This is a genomic window from Chryseomicrobium aureum (genome assembly GCF_016909155.1).
GTDB classification, from domain to species: domain Bacteria; phylum Bacillota; class Bacilli; order Bacillales_A; family Planococcaceae; genus Chryseomicrobium; species Chryseomicrobium aureum.
On the sequence record NZ_JAFBFG010000028.1, the window covers coordinates 1 to 16,890 of the forward strand.

Annotated in this window: 18 protein-coding genes and 1 pseudogene; 5 read left to right on the top strand and 14 right to left on the bottom strand. The window is 41.2% G+C overall.

All coding sequences use genetic code 11. The annotated features are described in order from the left end of the window. Window positions 1-187 precede the first annotated feature (187 nt). The 5 genes from gcvH to JOD03_RS13420 form a co-directional block, all read right to left on the bottom strand. Complete coding sequence (gcvH, locus tag JOD03_RS13400) at window positions 188-565, bottom strand: glycine cleavage system protein GcvH (RefSeq protein ID WP_204591931.1); 378 nt, start codon at window positions 563-565, stop codon at window positions 188-190. Window positions 566-635: 70 nt separating this feature from the next. Next, the gene (locus JOD03_RS13405; protein ID WP_204591933.1) at window positions 636-995 is read right to left on the bottom strand and encodes an arsenate reductase family protein; all 360 of its coding nucleotides are present in this window, start codon (window positions 993-995) and stop codon (window positions 636-638) included. Between the two features lie 92 nt (window positions 996-1,087). Beyond that, entirely contained in the window at window positions 1,088-2,860 is a 1,773-nt protein-coding gene (locus tag JOD03_RS13410; RefSeq protein WP_204591935.1) for an acyl-CoA dehydrogenase family protein, read from the bottom strand. 15 nt (window positions 2,861-2,875) lie between these two features. Further along, on the bottom strand, window positions 2,876-4,048 hold the full coding sequence (locus JOD03_RS13415; RefSeq protein ID WP_204591937.1) for an acetyl-CoA C-acetyltransferase: 1,173 nt from the start codon (window positions 4,046-4,048) through the stop codon (window positions 2,876-2,878). 26 nt (window positions 4,049-4,074) lie between these two features. Continuing rightward, window positions 4,075-6,459, bottom strand: coding sequence for a 3-hydroxyacyl-CoA dehydrogenase NAD-binding domain-containing protein (locus tag JOD03_RS13420; RefSeq protein WP_204591939.1), 2,385 nt, complete (start codon window positions 6,457-6,459; stop codon window positions 4,075-4,077). Window positions 6,460-6,644: 185 nt separating this feature from the next. Between JOD03_RS13420 and JOD03_RS13425 the strand changes: the two genes are divergently transcribed. Genes JOD03_RS13425 through JOD03_RS13435 form a run of 3 tightly spaced genes read left to right on the top strand, consistent with a single transcriptional unit; the run spans window position 6,645 to window position 7,985 of the window. Continuing rightward, on the top strand, window positions 6,645-6,965 hold the full coding sequence (locus JOD03_RS13425; protein ID WP_204591941.1) for a thioredoxin family protein: 321 nt from the start codon (window positions 6,645-6,647) through the stop codon (window positions 6,963-6,965). A 9-nt stretch (window positions 6,966-6,974) separates the two neighbouring features. Beyond that, complete coding sequence (locus tag JOD03_RS13430) at window positions 6,975-7,430, top strand: STAS domain-containing protein (protein ID WP_204591942.1); 456 nt, start codon at window positions 6,975-6,977, stop codon at window positions 7,428-7,430. A gap of 48 nt (window positions 7,431-7,478) precedes the next feature. Then, entirely contained in the window at window positions 7,479-7,985 is a 507-nt protein-coding gene (locus JOD03_RS13435) for a cysteine peptidase family C39 domain-containing protein (protein ID WP_204591944.1), read from the top strand. On the opposite strand, the gene JOD03_RS13440 is transcribed toward JOD03_RS13435, so the two are convergent. Further along, window positions 7,977-8,843 (bottom strand): 5'-3' exonuclease, encoded by an 867-nt coding sequence (locus JOD03_RS13440; RefSeq protein ID WP_204591946.1) that lies wholly within the window; start codon window positions 8,841-8,843, stop codon window positions 7,977-7,979. The genes JOD03_RS13435 and JOD03_RS13440 overlap by 9 nt on opposite strands. A gap of 90 nt (window positions 8,844-8,933) precedes the next feature. Between JOD03_RS13440 and JOD03_RS13445 the strand changes: the two genes are divergently transcribed. Continuing rightward, window positions 8,934-10,148, top strand: a complete 1,215-nt coding sequence (locus JOD03_RS13445; protein ID WP_204591948.1) for an NAD(P)/FAD-dependent oxidoreductase — start codon at window positions 8,934-8,936, stop codon at window positions 10,146-10,148. 60 nt (window positions 10,149-10,208) lie between these two features. Here the strand turns inward: JOD03_RS13445 and JOD03_RS13450 are convergent, their stop codons facing one another. The 4 genes and pseudogenes from JOD03_RS13450 to JOD03_RS13460 all read right to left on the bottom strand — a co-directional run bounded on the left by JOD03_RS13450 (window position 10,209) and on the right by JOD03_RS13460 (window position 13,275). Next, window positions 10,209-11,537, bottom strand: coding sequence for a PQQ-dependent sugar dehydrogenase (locus tag JOD03_RS13450; protein WP_204591949.1), 1,329 nt, complete (start codon window positions 11,535-11,537; stop codon window positions 10,209-10,211). Between the two features lie 175 nt (window positions 11,538-11,712). Then, window positions 11,713-11,865 carry an alcohol dehydrogenase gene (locus tag JOD03_RS13455; RefSeq protein ID WP_204591951.1) on the bottom strand — a complete coding sequence of 51 codons (153 nt, stop codon included), beginning with the start codon at window positions 11,863-11,865 and terminating at the stop codon, window positions 11,713-11,715. Between the two features lie 196 nt (window positions 11,866-12,061). Next, window positions 12,062-12,175, bottom strand: a pseudogene (locus tag JOD03_RS13970) (DoxX-like family protein); the annotation flags it as partial. A gap of 32 nt (window positions 12,176-12,207) precedes the next feature. Continuing rightward, window positions 12,208-13,275, bottom strand: a complete 1,068-nt coding sequence (locus tag JOD03_RS13460; RefSeq protein ID WP_204591953.1) for a DmpA family aminopeptidase — start codon at window positions 13,273-13,275, stop codon at window positions 12,208-12,210. 169 nt (window positions 13,276-13,444) lie between these two features. Between JOD03_RS13460 and JOD03_RS13465 the strand changes: the two genes are divergently transcribed. After that, on the top strand, window positions 13,445-14,164 hold the full coding sequence (locus tag JOD03_RS13465) for a 3-ketoacyl-ACP reductase (protein WP_204591955.1): 720 nt from the start codon (window positions 13,445-13,447) through the stop codon (window positions 14,162-14,164). Window positions 14,165-14,481: 317 nt separating this feature from the next. Here JOD03_RS13465 and JOD03_RS13950 read toward each other — a convergent pair whose 3' ends face one another. The 4 genes from JOD03_RS13950 to JOD03_RS13480 all read right to left on the bottom strand — a co-directional run bounded on the left by JOD03_RS13950 (window position 14,482) and on the right by JOD03_RS13480 (window position 16,615). After that, window positions 14,482-14,604, bottom strand: a complete 123-nt coding sequence (locus tag JOD03_RS13950; protein WP_420837254.1) for a lipoprotein — start codon at window positions 14,602-14,604, stop codon at window positions 14,482-14,484. Window positions 14,605-14,829: 225 nt separating this feature from the next. After that, window positions 14,830-15,111, bottom strand: coding sequence for a YjcQ family protein (locus JOD03_RS13470; RefSeq protein WP_204591957.1), 282 nt, complete (start codon window positions 15,109-15,111; stop codon window positions 14,830-14,832). Window positions 15,112-15,134: 23 nt separating this feature from the next. Next, complete coding sequence (locus JOD03_RS13890; RefSeq protein ID WP_204591959.1) at window positions 15,135-16,256, bottom strand: HigA family addiction module antitoxin; 1,122 nt, start codon at window positions 16,254-16,256, stop codon at window positions 15,135-15,137. Window positions 16,257-16,276: 20 nt separating this feature from the next. Then, window positions 16,277-16,615, bottom strand: coding sequence for a hypothetical protein (locus tag JOD03_RS13480; protein ID WP_204591961.1), 339 nt, complete (start codon window positions 16,613-16,615; stop codon window positions 16,277-16,279). Window positions 16,616-16,890: the final 275 nt, after the last annotated feature.

Consider the following 16,890-nt stretch of genomic DNA (forward strand, 5'->3'; position numbering starts at 1 on the left):
TTCCGACAAGTATTAGTGAAGCCAATTTTCAAATTAGTTACGCGAATCATTAATTGTAAGTATTTTACTTGTTAGCTTGATGACATTGGGCTCGGTGAAAGTCCCCCAGGAAATGGCGTCCTGGCTGTAGAGATCTTCTTTAAAAATCTCCAAACAAAAAAGCCCGCCAATTTCGGCGGACTTAGGATTAGCTGATTAATTCTTCGTACTGGTCTGCAGTCATCAATGCATCGGACTCCGCAGAATCCGAAGGCTCTACTTTGATCATCCATGCATTTTCATAAGGAGATTCGTTTACGAACTCTGGGCTATCTTCCAAAGACTCGTTTACTTCAACGACTTTCCCGCTAATCGGTGCATACAATTCAGAAACCGTCTTTACAGACTCAACGCTTCCGAATGCGTCACCCGCTTTGATTTCATCTCCAACCGCTGGTAGCTCAACGAATACGATGTCCCCTAGCTCGGATTGTGCGAAATCTGTAATACCGATTGTTGCTGTGCCTTCTTCATGCTTTACCCACTCATGGTCTTTAGAATAACGAAGTTCTTTAGGAATACTCATCATTAATCTCCTCTCGACATCTGCAATTTTCTCTTTAATAGTGACACAATTCATGCATTTCGACAAGCGGTTATTTTGTCCAAACGTTCTTAAATTCCTCTTCTCGGAAACCAATTGTAGCTTTCGTGCCATCTGTTGTAAATGGACGTTTGATTAGCATACCGTCAGAAACTAAAAGATCTAGTTTTTCATCATCGGTCATTCTTGGTAGTCGGTTTTTCAGACCCATTTCACGATATTTTTGTCCTGTTGCATTAAATAAACGTTTCAGTTCAATTCCGTTTTCCTCTGCCATTGATTTTAATAATTCACGGCTTGGTGGATTTTCCACAATATGATGGTACGTAAATTCTACGTTGTGATCTTTCAAGAATTTTTCTGCTTTTTTGCATGTAGTACAAATTGGGTAACCATACATTTCAATTGCCATACAAGTTCCTCCTCTAGAGTCGATCTACTAGTAGTATACCGACCTTTGGGCAAATAGAAAAATCCCTGCAGGAAATGCAGGGAAAATTCGTATTAAACTACATACTTCTCAGCGTCGATCAGCTTAACAGAAGCTTCACGTTTTTTCGTCACTAAGTTGTACGGTGTGTTACGCGTTAATTTACGAAGTGCTGACAACATCATACGCTGATTGTCACCTTCAACTGCTGCAAGTAATGTATCTTTTGCATACTTCTCGATTTCTTCGAATGCTTCTTGGCAATAGATCTCTGTATAGAGAAGTTTTTGAGCCGCTTTTTCAGCGCCTACTTTGTTCAATGCTTTTTCTGTACGAAGAACTGCTGATTCCATAGCAAATAAGTTGTTCGCGATGTTTGCGATATTTACAAGCACTTCTTGCTCAGCATCTAATTTTGCGCCGTAGCGTTGTGCTGCAAGACCTGCTGCTAATAAACCAATCTTTTTCGCGTTCTTCACAAGCACTTTTTCTTTTGCTAGTGGCTCGTCGCCTACTTCTTCTGGCATCATCATGAGAAGCTCTTCTTGAAGTTTCATCGCTTGTTGAAGAAGTGGAAGTTCACCCTTCATTGCTTTCTTCAAGAATGTACCTGGAACGATCATACGGTTGATTTCATTTGTTCCTTCGAAGATACGGTTGATACGAGAATCGCGGTAGATGCGCTCTACTTCATACTCTTGCATGAAGCCATATCCGCCATGTAACTGAACCGCTTCGTCTGCGATGTAATCAAGCACTTCAGAACCTACGACTTTGTTGATTGAGCATTCGATCGCATACTCAGCGATTGCTGCTGCGATTTCTTTTCCGTCTTTTTGTGCTTCTTCAGATAGCTCGTTCATTCGCTCTTCGAAGTAGCCTACTGTACGGTAGATCAAGCTTTCTGTTGCGTATAGTTTTGATGCCATTGTTGCAAGCTTTTGCTTTGTTAAGTTGAAGGAAGAAAGTGGTGTCTTGAACTGTTGACGTTGGTTTGAGTAGCTGATAGCTAATTCAAGTGCACGCTTCGCTCCACCGACAGTACCTACTCCTAATTTGTAACGTCCGATGTTTAAGATGTTGAAAGCGATGATGTGACCACGGCCGACTTCACCTAGTAAGTTTTCAACTGGAACTTCTGCATCTTCAAGAATCAATGTGCGTGTAGAAGACGACTTGATCCCCATTTTCTTCTCTTCTGCTCCAACAGATACGCCTGGGTAATCTTTTTCAACGATAAACGCTGTGAATTGCTCGCCATCAATTTTCGCGTAAACAATGAAAACATCGGCAAAGCCTGCGTTTGTGATCCATTGCTTTTCACCATTCAATACGTAGTGCGTACCTGCTGCATTTAATTTAGCCGAAGTTTTTGCACCAAGAGCATCAGAACCTGAACCTGGCTCAGTAAGCGCATAAGCAAAGATCTTTTCAGCTGTTGCGGAGAATGGAAGATACTTTTTCTTTTGCTCTTCGTTTCCGAACAATACGATTGGAAGAGAACCGATTCCAACGTGCGCTCCGTGAGTAATAGAGAAGCCACCTGCTACAGAGAGTTTTTCTGCGATTAAAGCAGATGAGACTTTATCTAGACCAAGGCCATCGTATTCTTCAGGGATATCTGCTGCAAGAAGACCTAATTCTCCTGCTTCTTTTAATAAACGTACAGAGTGCTCAAACTCATGGTGCTCCAAGTTTTCAACAACTGGAAGGACAGAGTTTCTCACGTAATCCTCTGTAGTTTTGGCAATCATCTTTTGCTCATCCGAAAAATCCTCTGGTGTAAACACGCGATCTGCTGTTAAATCTTCTGTTAAAAACGCTCCACCTTTTACTGCTTGTGACATAATAATGTCCTCCTTTTATAGTAATTCGAATACGCCTGCTGCACCCATTCCGCCACCGATACACATGGTGACAACACCGAACTGCTTCTGTTGACGCTTTAATTCATGAATCATTTTTAATGTTAAGACTGCGCCTGTCGCACCTAGTGGGTGACCGAGTGCAATTGCTCCACCGTTGACGTTGACCTTCGTCACATCTAAGTTTAATTCGCGAATGATTTGTAGAGACTGAGAAGCAAATGCTTCGTTCAGTTCCCACACATCGATATCTGAAATTGAAAGACCTGCAAGCTTTAACGCTTTTGGAATGGCTTCAACTGGCCCGATTCCCATAACTTCTGGAGCAACACCTGCAGTTGCGAATGAACGGAACTTTGCAAGTGGCTTCAAGCCTTGTGCTTCTGCTACTTCACGGTCCATTACTAGAAGTGCACCTGCACCGTCAGACGTTTGTGAAGCGTTCCCTGCAGTGACTGTACCGCGCACGTTGAATGCTGGACGTAGTTTTGCAAGTGTTTCAACAGTTGTGCCCACGCGGACACCTTCATCCATTTCGAATAGGCGTGTTTTCGTCTGTTGCTTGTTTTTGTCATCGACAAAGTGGTGCGTCACTTCTACTGGAACGATCTCATCTTTAAATTTGCCTGCTGCAATTGCTGCTGCTGCACGTTTGTGTGACTCTACTGCAAATGCATCTTGGTCTTCACGGCTGATGCCATATTTCACTGCTACTTGCTCAGCAGTATGTCCCATTCCCATATAGTACTGAGGCGCTGTTTCTGCAAGCGTCGGGTTCAATCGAAGTGTATTTCCAGTCATCGGGATCATACTCATCGACTCGACACCACCCGCGATAATCGCTTCAGCATGGCCGATCATGATACGTTCAGATGCATAGGCAATCGATTGAAGACCTGATGAACAGAATCGGTTGATTGTGATGGCTGGTGTTGTATCTGGAAGTCCTGCAAGTGCTCCAATATTACGCGCTACGTTCATTCCTTGCTCAGCTTCTGGCATCGCACACCCCATGATCAAATCATCGATTGGGCCTTCGTATCCTGCTCGTTGTAATGTTTCTTTGACTACGAGTGCTCCGAAATCGTCAGGACGCACTGCTGCCAAGGAGCCTTTTTTTGCTTTCCCGATTGGGGTGCGGGCTCCTGCTACTAATACTGCTTCACGCATTGGTTGTTTCCTCCTTTAGACTTCGGTTAGTTACGTAGTGGTTTTCCTTTCACAAGCATATGTTGCATACGCATTTGTGATTTAGGTTCAGCGACCAAGCTCAAGAAAGCTTCGCGCTCTAAGTTCAATAAGTATTCTTCGTCAACAAGTGTTCCGTACGGGACTTCTCCACCTGCAAGTACATACGCAAGTTTCTTCGCGATCTTCATGTCATGGTCACTGATGAAACCAGATAGGCGCATGCCTTCCGCCCCTACGAGCATCGTTGCGTAGCCTGGTGCACCCGAAACCGCCACTTTTTCACGAATCGGCGCTTTGTAGCCTGCTTCGTATAAATGAAGAGCTGCTTGTTTCGCGTCATATAACAAGTGGTCAGGGTTTACACTTACGCCATCTGCTTGATTTAGGAAGTTATTCTCACGTGCTTCTTCACCAGAAGTCGAAACTTTCGCCATTGCGATTGTCTCAAAGACTGTTGTGGCAACTTCTACATAATCGACTTTCACATTGTTTGGAAGTGAACTCAAATGCTTCATATAAAGCTCTTTGTTTCCGCCGCCACCAGGAATTAGGCCAACACCAGCTTCTACTAGACCCATGTATGTTTCAGTTGATGCTTGGATATGGGCAGTTGGAAGACAAACTTCCGCGCCTCCACCTAGCGTCATGCCAAATGGTGCAGCGACAACTGGCTTCGACGAATATTTAATTTTCAACATGGCTTGTTGGAACATACGGACGATGTAATCGAGTTCAAAGATATTGTCGTCTTGCGCTTCCATTAAGATCATCCCAAGGTTTGCCCCTACACAGAAGTTTTTCCCTTGGTTTCCAATCACAAGGCCTTTGAAGTTCTTTTCCACTTCGTCTACAGCAAAATTGATCATCTGAAGAATGTCAGGACCAATCGAGTTTGACTGGGAGTGGAATTCAAGAAGTGCAACGCCATCACCAAGGTCAATTAAGCTCGCACCGCTATTTTTCTTGATGACGCCATGTTTCTTTTTATACGCTTTTAAATCAATTGCCTTTTCATTTGTTGGCACTTTTTCAAACCCTGTTCCTGTGAAGAAGTGAAGTTCGCCCTCTTCTTCTTTATAGAAGGAGCTGTGGCCTTGATCGAGTAAAGCTTGCACAAATGCAGGAATCTCGTGCCCTTCTTCTTTCATTTTCGCAACAGACTTTTCAACGCCGATTGCATCCCACGTTTCAAACGGTCCTTGCTGCCAGCCGAAGCCCCATTTCATCGCTCGGTCAATCGCGACGATGTCATCGGCAATCTCACCGTGTAGCTCAGCCGAGTAGCGAAGTACTGGATTGAAAATGCTCCAAAGAAGTTCTCCTGTGCGGTCTTTTGCATACACTAGAGTTTTTACTTTGTTCGCTAGGCCTTTTTCTTGTTTCGCCATTTCTAGTGAAGGCGTTTTCAATTTTTTCACTGGCTCATAATCCATCGTTTCTGGATTCAACTCAAAAATTTCTTTATCTTTCTTTACGAAGAAACCTTGGCCAGTTTTCGCCCCCAACCATTTGTTTTCAACCATTTGCTTCATGAAAGCTGGTGGGTTGAATACTTCTTGTTCTTCACCTGTCGACTTGTCGTAGACATTTTTCGCAACGTGTAGGAATGTATCCAGTCCAACCACGTCAAGTGTGCGGAAAGTCGCTGATTTCGGACGTCCAATTGCAGGTCCCGTGACAGAATCCACTTCTCCTACCGAGTAGCCACGGTTCAACATTTCGCGAAGCGTGACAAGTAAACCGTAAGTTCCAATGCGGTTCGCAATAAAGTTTGGTGTGTCTTTTGCAAGAACAACGCCCTTGCCTAACACGTCTTCTCCAAACGTTTTCACAAACTCCACAACTTCAGGTTTAGTAGTGGAAGCAGGAATCACTTCAAGTAATTTCAAATAACGTGGTGGGTTGAAGAAGTGCGTACCAAGGAAGTGACTTGCAAACTGCTCACTGCGTCCTGCCGTCATATCTTCAATGCTGATACCGGAAGTATTAGATGTTACTATCGTGCCAGGTGTCAATACTTCATCGATACGTGCGAACAAGTTTTGTTTCACTTCTAAGTTTTCGACGATTACTTCGATGATCCAGTCTACGTCTTTTAATTTTTCAAGATCGTCCTCTAGATTTCCAGGTGTAATCAATTGTAAGTTGCGTTTTGATGTCAATGGTGCCGGTTTTTGTTTAAGTAACTTTTCAAGAGCTCCCGTTGCAACGGAGTTTCTGAATGCTGGTGTATCTTTCGTCCATCCTTTTTTCGCATCTGCTTCAGATACGTCGTTTGGTACGATGTCAAGCAAGTATGTCGGAATGCCACTATTTGCAAGATGCGCCGCAATACCAGAACCCATAACTCCCGATCCGATGACAGCTGCTTTTTTAATTTGATATGACACAAAGATGCCTCCTTCTATTTTGAATGAATACTCATTCATTTTAGCGGTAAAAAAAATAGAACCGTTGTCCTTGTTTCTAGTGTAGAACATATTTTAAATTTTCGCAATAGTATTGTGGTTGCTTTCGATTTCTCTTTTCTGGGGTTTCATGTAAACTAGAGGTACTAGAAGAAAGGGTGTCGAATATGGAACCAATTAAAACAGTAGAACAATTCAATGAAGTGATTCATTCCGGGAAAGAGGTACTCGTAAAATTCCAAGCTGGCTGGTGCCCGGATTGCCGTCGTATGGACATGTTCATTGATCCAATCGTAGAGGAATACAATCAGTATACGTGGTATGACGTAAATCGTGACGAGCTGCCTGAAATTGCAGAGAAGTATGAAGTCATGGGAATTCCAAGCTTATTAATTTTTAAAGACGGCGAAAAGACTGCTCATCTTCATAGTGCGAATGCGAAATCGCCACAACAAGTAACTGATTTTTTAGAGTCTGTAAACGAATAGGAGATCACAATGACTACTGAACAAGAGATTCTTGAACTGAAAGAACAGTTGGAGTACTATAAATCGATTGTCTATAACATGTCGTCTCCTATCATTCCTTCTATTGTATCAAAAACCATTTTGGTTCCAGTAGCAGGCTATATCTACAGAGAACGCTTCAACAATATTGAAACGGAAGTTCTTACCTATATAGCAGAGCATCGAGAAGTCGAAAATGTGGTTTTTGATTACACAGGTGTATCCACAGATGATGTTTCTAGCTTTGACTTTAATGAACTTGCCCTCGCAATTTCCAATTTAAATAGCTCTTTAAAACTTATGGGGATGCGCCCAATTTATGTTGGTTTCAATCCAAAGTTGATCCAAGAAATTGTCCGGGCCGGCGTGCATGTTGAGATTGAGACGTATCAATCGTTCCGCAGTGCACTGCAAGGTTTATTAAATGAAGAAAAAGGAAAATTATAAGTAACTACAGCGTACCCTTGTGGTGCGCTTTTCTTTTGGAGGGATTCGATGAAAACAGTACTCCCATTTTCGGGGATGTCCCAATACGATGATTCTGTCGCACCCGAACTTCGCTCCTCTGCTTGTGGCCCTGTGACAGCGCATTTACTATTGAAGCACGCTGGTCTTCCTGCCTATTCCGTCGATGAACTGTATCAGTCACTTCGTGGAACCCGCATCGGATTATTTACATTTCGCTTCGTAAAATTTCTGAACAAGTTATTGCCTTCTGATTGGCGCGCAGAAAAATGCACATTGCAAGAAGCATTGAAAGAAATAAAAAAAGGACGGCCAGTAGCCGTCAAGTTTGATAAATACTTTTCATTTCAATTCCGTTCAGAAACATCTTTCGCCTATCACTGGGTTCCGATGACAGGATTTGTTGTAGATGAAGGTAAATTATTTTTACTTGTACATGATAATGGAGGCCGCGGGCGCGAAAGTAAACTGCGTCGTATTCCATACGGTCCGAATCATAAAATCGTGACGTTTGTAAAAATTGCGCCTTTACAGTAGCTGACGCAAGACTTGCTTGTAGCCATTGCTCTCACAAAACTCTTTTGCTGTGTAAGGGACTGCTTCCCAATATAAATCGTTCAGTTCCACTTCAATTGGTACATCATTTCTAATAACTGCCAACTGCTTAGAGATTGCTAGAAGCTCTCCCGCTTCTTCAATCTTTTTTCGTTGACCCGGTTTTAACTCCTCTTTTGCTGCGAGCACACCGTCCACACTTCCATAGGCTTGAATGAGTTGAAGTGCGGTCTTCGGCCCAATGCCTTTCACACCAGGATACCCATCACTGCTATCCCCCATAAAGGCTTTCACATCTGGAAATTGGTGCGGCTCGATTCCAAACTCTTCGCGGAATCGTTCTAAATGATACGAGTCATAAATCGAGAACCCTTTTTTCGTGAATTCAATCGAAACATCCGGAGTTAGAAGTTGAAGAAGGTCTTTGTCTCCAGAAACGATAGTAAACTTCCCTTCTCCTTCCCACTTTTTCGTCACGGATGCAATTGTATCGTCTGCTTCCATTCCCACGACGCCGAGGTTGACCCAACCCAGTTGTTTCGATAGCTCTTGCGCCATATCAAACTGTGGAATCATTTCCTGTGGGGGTGCTGGACGATTGATTTTATAGCCTTCAAACAATTCATTACGGAATGTGTGCATCCCTTTATCCCATGTTATGACTACGTGTGAAGGATTAAATATGGACCGCGCTGTCATGACGTGACGGGCAAAACCCTGCACTGCATTCGTTGGAAGTCCTTGTTCATTGTAGAAAAACTGATTCGACATAGCGGTCGCAAAAAATGATCGAAACAATAACGCCATTCCGTCGACTACTAAAATATGTGGCTGGTGCATGGAATTCCTCCTTTATGTATACCCTTAGTTTAACGGAAGATACGACATGGGTATAGTGGGTCTATCAACCTATAAAAGGAGACACGACTAATGAACATACATAATGGATCACTTTACTGGCCACAAACTACAAATCCTTTCGAGCCGCAAGACGTCCATGAACGATTGGACAGCTACGACATCGTAATTGTCGGTGGCGGAATGTCTGGCTCGTTGACTGCCTTTCAATTTATGAAAGCCGGGAAATCGGTGGCAGTTTTAGATAAACGTCAATTTGGCTCGGGAAGCACGAGTGCAAATACGGGATTGCTTCAATATTCCAATGACATCATGCTCCATGAGCTGATTGAACAAATCGGTGAACCAGATGCTGTACGATTTTACGAGATGTGCTTAGAGGCGATGGATCAACTAGATGAAGTGGCTACATTATTACCTGTAAGTGCGGATTTCATTCGTCGTCCAAGTATTTGTTACGCGAGTGTTGAAGAAGATGTAACCAAGCTTCAAAAGGAATATGAAACACTAAAAGCACACGACTTCCCTTGTGACTATTGGGATCAATCTACTGTGGAGGCAAATCTGCCGTTCTCGAAACCCGCTGCATTGATCACGTATCAAGATGCGGAAGTGAATCCGCTAAAGTTTGTACAAGGTGTTCTTGGTGAAGTTGAAAAAGGAGGCGGCCATCTATTCCCTTATACAGAAGTAGAGGACGTCTTCGAGCAAGTGGACCATTTGGAAGTCCGAACATCGAATGGGACATTCCATGCAAAAAAAATCGTCTACACAACAGGGTATGAAACAGTACCAGTTGGTAAACGAATTGGTGCGGATATCAACAGATCGTATGCGATTGCCACAAAACCGGTCGAGGATATTTCCGAATGGCATGAGCGTGCGTTGATTTGGGAGACGAAACGTCCTTATTTATACATGAGGTTGACGGAAGAAAATGCGGTAGTCGTTGGCGGCTTGGATGAAGATAAGCCGGAAGCGCCACTCTCTGATGAATTGATTGCAGAACGTGGGCAACGGTTACTAGATGCACTCCATGAGCATTTTCCGAATCAACAGTTTGAAATCAATGCGTGTTACGCTGCAAGTTTTGGTGAGTCCATCGATAATCTACCGTTTATAGGTGAGCATCCGACGAAACCAAATCACTATTATTTGCTAGGGTACGGCGGCAACGGGACTGTCTATAGTATGCTGGGTTCTTCCATGCTTGTAGATTTAGTGGACGGTGTGCCGAATCGGGATGCGGAGATTGTGCAGCTTGATCGGAAGTATGGTGTGAAATAAATATATAAATAAATAAATAACAAAAAAGGAAATCGATCACAACTCGATTTCCTTTTATAGTTAGTTAGCTGCAGACACTTTATAAATCAATCCACCATCTGTGATTGCAATCAGCGCGCCATCCTGTGTTACAAGAATATCACGGAATCGTTGCACTTCTTCAGACAATAGACGTTCTTCTCCAACAACAATGTCATTTTCAATTACAACGCGTGCAATATAGCTCGATGCTAAGCCACCGATGAACAAGTTGTTCTCCCATTCAGGGATGGCGTCATTATCATAAAAAGACATTCCACTTGGTGCACTTGTTGGATCCCAGTAATAGACGGGCTCTACAAAACCTTGCGCTTCGTGTTCTGAAATCCCATCATTGACTAATTCACCCGAATACTCGATACCGTATGAAACGGTTGGCCATCCATAGTTATTCGCTGGCTCAATAATGTTTAGTTCATCTCCAGCTTGTGGACCGAATTCAACAATCCATAAGTCGCCTGTTTGCGGATTGAAGTCTATCCCTTGAATATTACGGTGTCCATAGCTGTAGATGCCAGGAAGTGCATTTTCATCTTCAATAAATGGATTCGTGTCTACCGGTTCTCCATCTTGTGTAATATGAATGACTTTCCCTAAATACGCATCTAAATCTTGTGCGCGCTCGCGAATTGGATCATCTGAACGCTCACCCGTTGTTAAGAACAAGTTGCCAGCTTCATCAAAGATAATGCGGCCACCATAGTGCAAGTCACCTTCATAGGCTGGTGTCGCTTGGAAAATCACTTCAAAACCTTCGAGTGCAGTTTCATCTTCTGATAAAACACCTTTCCCGACAGCAGTGACAGTTCCGCCTTCAATATCTTGAGAGAATGTTAAAAATACTAGTCGTGATTCGGCAAAATCAGGTGCTACGGTTACATCCAGTAATCCACCTTGACCTTCATTGTTTACTTCTGGCGTACCTTCAATTGGATCAGAAACAGCCCCATCTTCAAGGTTAACAATTAGAAGTTCTGCCGTATCTCTTTGTGTCATCAGGATACGGTTTGGTTCAAACTCTTCCATCCCCCATGATACGTCAAGTCCTTCCGCAATAACTTCCACATTAAGTTCTGTTTCAGTCGTTACTGCAGGTGCTCGTGTTTGTTCTGGAAATGCTGGTTCAAAGTCCGTAACTTTTGGTTCAGTTTCTGCTGAATCATCCGTACCAACTTCAGTACCTCCATCTGCATCCGCTTCTGTTGATTCTTCATTTGTCTCTTCTGTCGTAGTGTTAGAGTCATCCATGGATTGTTCATCTGATGTCTCGTTGTTGCTACATGCTGCTAAGGTTAGTAACAAGAGCAGCATTGCGAAGAACATGAATCTTGACCACGAAACTTTCTTCATTGTAGTGCCTCCCTTATTCTAAAATAGTTTGTCTTCCTAAGAGTTGTATACCCTAAATCAAGCTATAAAACTCCCTCGAATTAAAGATATCATAATTTCCCTTTAAAAATAATTATCTGCTTATATCTAAACTAAGAAAAAGCCAACTCATGAGTGAGCTGGCTAAAGGATTTTATTATTTATTCTCTTGTTTCTCTTGTTTTTTCTTTAAATAAGCTTCGCGAATTTGATCAAGCTTCTCTTTTTTATTCGAAACAGCTGGCTTCTTACCATCTTGATATTTCGCTGCCAGTGCTTTGCTTTTCTCATCTAATTGATATTTTCCCATTTTGGTCACCTACTTTTATCTTAAAAAGAAATTGCTGTATCGTTCTAGTAAACCATTTTTAGTCAGTAAAGTACAAGGTTCGGCCCATTGTTTGTCTTTTCAATCATCTCATAATCAATATGCAAAAAGTGAATTCCAAACAACGTCATATCATGCGTAGCATTCAAATGTCCGTTAGATTCCTTGATTATAAAGCGGAGGTAAAGCGCAAATCCCACTGCTCGTGCAACTTCGGATTTTGACTATATTCCCAGACTTTTTCTATATCTTCTTGGATTTCAATCTCGACGTAGATTGGTTTTGCTGGCATGGGGTTCACATCGTTTCTCGGGTTAGTTGATTTTAAGGAGTAAGCGATATTCCGTATTTCTGAATTAAATCTTTGAACGCTGGTCTATGATTTCCGTCTCGCCCAACTACAGCTTCTGCAGTTACTAACGAGTTCAACACGGCTTCCTCTGTGGCTTCACCAATGGCTCTAAATGCCAAGTCCAAATCCTCTTCATGGACTTGCGGGACAGCCATTAGTTTTTCAGGCTTATAGTGTGGAATTTTTGTTGCGGTAGAAAACCCTATAATTATTTCTCCGCTTCCATGCGTGATGATTGAACCTGTACGTGAAAGTCCGGTCACCGATCTTTTGATAATCCGATTTAATTGTCTTTCGGAAACAGGAAGGTCAGTGGCCACGATAATCATAATAGAACCTTTGTCTTCTTCTTTATACGAATCTTCTATTGCTGCTTTCAGTTCCTGTCCAACAGCCTTGCCTTTGATCAATAAATCACTTAAGATACCAAAATTCGATAGAACCAAGACACCCATCGTATAGTTCCCGTGGCTCATCTTCATGAGGCGAGAAGAAGAACCTATCCCTCCCTTTAACGAATAACAGAGCATTCCAGTTCCCGCACCAACCGTTCCTTCTTCAAATTCTGAAGATGCATTTTCAAGTGCTTGGTGAACATGTTCCGATTTCACTGATTTTGCTCGTATGTCATTTAAAAACATATCATTGCATTCACCGATGACAGGATTTACAGTACCGGTAGTCTTTCCAATCTCCGGATTTCTTTCTAACATGTAATCAATGAGTGTATCAGCAGCTACGCCAATGCTTAAAGTGTTCGTCAGTAAAATAGGCGTCTCTAACGTGCCCAATTCTGTAAGTTGAATGGTGCCCATTGTTTTTCCAAAACCATTGATGACATGACTCGAGGCAATCAATTTATTTTCGAAGATAGTGTCTGGATGAGGAAGTATGGCCGTCACACCAGTTTGCACCTTGTTGTCACTAAGTGTCACATGTCCGACTGTAACGCCAGCGACATCAGTTATTTTATTTAGTGGGCCGGTCTCCAGTTGACCAATTATTACGCCATAGTCTCTGATTCGTTTTTGTGGTAGCATTTTATCTTCCTTTCTATACCATTCTTTAGTAAGTAGCGTATATGAAAAAAAGACAGTTAACAAGGGGTATTTCGTTAAGTCGCGATACATGCATTTCTTCTAGAAATCATCGATAATGAGAAAGTGTAGTAAAGTGGAATCTTTTATTCCCTAAACGAGGAGTGTTACGATGCAAACAATCAAAGGAAAGACAGCGATTATCACAGGTGGCGGACGCGGTATTGGCCGTGCAACAGCCATCGCACTTGCTAACGAAGGAGTCAATGTCGGGTTAATCGGCTTGAATCAAAAGAATTTAGATAATGTGGCGAACGAGCTGAAAGATACGGGTGTCGTGGTAGCGACTGCTTCTGCAGATGTGACGGATCTTGCTGCGATCGAGCAAGCAATCGAACAACTCAAAAGTGAACTTGGAGCTATTGATATTCTGATTAACAATGCAGGCATCGCAAAATTTGGAGGCTTTATGGATTTGTCTCCGGAAGAGTGGCAGAATATTGTCGACGTCAACTTGATGGGCGTTTACAACGCAACGCGCGCTGTACTACCAGGCATGATTGAACAAAGCTCAGGCGATATCATCAATATCTCGTCATCTGCTGGGCAAAAAGGAGCTCCAGTAACGAGCGCGTACAGTGCTTCGAAATTCGCAGTCTTAGGTCTTACAGAGTCACTAGCCCTTGAGGTACGCAAACACAACATCCGCGTAACAGCTATGACGCCAAGTACCGTGGCCACTGATCTTGCGCAAGAATCTAACTTGATTACTGGCGATGTGGAACGTGTCATGCATCCAGAAGATCTCGCTGATTTAATTGTTGCAAGCTTGAAACTGCACCCACGTGTCTTCGTAAAAAGTGCAGGACTCTGGTCGACAAACCCGTCTTAAACGGAAGAAGTAAGCCTACCCATGATGATATAAATTGACTTGGTTTAATAGAAATAGAAACGGCATTTCCGAAAAGGATATGCCGTTTTTTGGTTTTGATGAGAGATAAGTTCTTTCATTGATCTATTGCTACTTCTGCTACTTGTTCTTCAAATATGCTTAACGAATCTGATCCAGCTTTTCTTTTTTTATTTGAAACAGTTGGTCTTTTGCCATCTTCCATTTGGTGCTTGTTCCACAAAATATACAGATACTATTATTCTTCACTCACCTAACAACATAGGAATGCAGCTTCAAAATGAATAACTACTGAATAGTCATGAAAGACGGAACTGTTTTTGAGATAGAGACCTTCCACAAGCTGTTAATAGAAGTATGCTTAACAATAAAAATAAACTCTTTTTCATAAATATATCCTTCTTTTCATTACAACTTCCCATTATAAGGCAAATAAGTCTAGAGTAAAGAGAAGTATTAAACTTCGTTTATACCACTTGTAAGTCAGGGTGTCGTATAAACATAGAAATGTTGTTGAATTAGCGTTGTGGACAGGCATCGTTTTACTTGTTGTTTCATATAACTTATATTTCCTTTACTTTTCAACCATCATATACTACCATCAAACCTTTTAAATTCTTAGAAGTAAAAAAGCACCCCGAAGGATGCTATTTGATAAAATCTTTAATCTCTTTTAATCCGCGATATACTTTAGCCCATGTCGAATTTTCTGAAATATATTGTTCACCCTTTTCTGTTACAACAATTGTTTGTAAAGTATAAACTTGATCATCAGCGTACATAACTCCATCAATATACTTCTCACGATGTAAGAATCTTATTTGCTCATCAAACTCATCTTTAGATAATCCCAGATTATCCTGATTAAATGATTTATTGCCTGATTCAAACTCTTTTAATATGGCATACCGTAGTTTGTCTTTTTTCAATTTAATCACCTCGAATAAAATCATTAATTTTCAAATTCCCATTTATATGTTGTTTTTAAGTAGTTTAATCGGTTCCAACCTATATGTTCATCTTTTTGCAGTCTTCCGACTAAAATACCTGGATGAATTTCGAGCTTTTGAGCCATTTTTCCAACTTTATCAGGTGAATAATTAGTTTCTGATAATTCTTGGACACAATCTTCATAATCCTCTTTAGAAATTAGAGTATCTCTGGAAAATTCGTCTGCTTCCTGCTCTTTAAGACTTGTCTGTTCACCACTTTCCAAGTCCAGATATGTTTCATTCTTGTGTAAATAGATATGACCTAACTCGTGGAAGAAAGTAAACCAAAACATATCATGTTTTTTCCCCCGTAAGCTTAACTGAATCATTGGGATTTTTCTTTTCCCAACCTTTAACCATCTGGCCATTCCACTAATTCTGCTACCTTTTATCTCGGGTACTACTACAAATATAATTCCAAGACCCTTACAAAGTTGCTTTAGTTCATTTAAAAAAAGTTCAGGGTTGGTTTCTAAGTTAAGTGCTTTTAAACTATCTAGTTTTAAAATTAATCTGCTTCCATCAAATGATGGCAATTCTTGATAGTCATAGTCTTTAATTGCTTCTAATTCACCCAGTCTCATCCAAGTGACAATTGCATATTCATCAACTGGATATCGATCTGCAATTTTACAGTCAAACTCCATTTCATATAGGGTTATTACTTGATTCAAATTTTGCACCTTAAAAATACTTAATAGCTTCTCTACCAACTCCATTTCACTGATACGCCCTTTTGGAAGAAGATTCATTTTCTTGAGTGTTTCTTTAGGAAAAGACTTTGCAATATCTACTTGATCAATTAGTTCTTGTTTTCGATTTCTCAAAAAAATAGCGTCATCATAGTCTCTCTGTAAATTAATCCAGAATGTATAGGGTAAACCTAATATTGCTTCTAAACTCTTCGCATATTTTTGAGTAATTGGCGATGCCCCTTTAATGAGATCGACAACTGTCTTTTCCGTAATATCCATTCTCGCTGCTAACTCTTTTTGAGTCATTGAAAGTTCTTCTAACATTTCCACTATGGTCTCTCCAGGTTTAACAATATAATCTGGAGAGAAATCAAATAATTTACTCACTTTACAGTCACCTCATCTTTTCAGTGATAATCCCCAATAAAAATCACAACCACTTTTGTTACCTCTTTATAGTTCTCAAGAGGTACTTGATTGCCCTCTTCATCAATCGGCTTTAATACAATACGCATAGGATTAGCTCTCCCTAATACATCTACGCCTACACAACCTTTGTATTTAGTATTTAGATTATGCCGTGAAAAAGGTGGTGTTGTAGGTACTTCTGCAAGATTTTCAAATGCTTGTAATTGGGTTAATTTTCTCTGAACACCAGCAGCAACTTTATCACCATATTTTTTAGTTAATTCTTTTTTATTATTAGCAAGCTTTTCAAGCCTTGGATTATCAAATGTAATTCGCAACAGAACACCACCAAAATTAACCGATAGGGTTAATTATTTATTATAATTAATTTATCATAGCATTGGTAAATTGTCAAAAAATAGTATGTGTTAATTTGTTTCTTTGTCTAAACAATGCTGAACACATAAAAATTTGATGGGAAATTATATTTAGATCACAGCCTGTTGTTTTATCCTAATATGTTAATGACGCCAAATAATGACCGTAAGTTGATGGATGATTTTGTCCAAGTCCTGACGGATTTTTTGTCATTAGACAAATGGGAGGCTGCCAG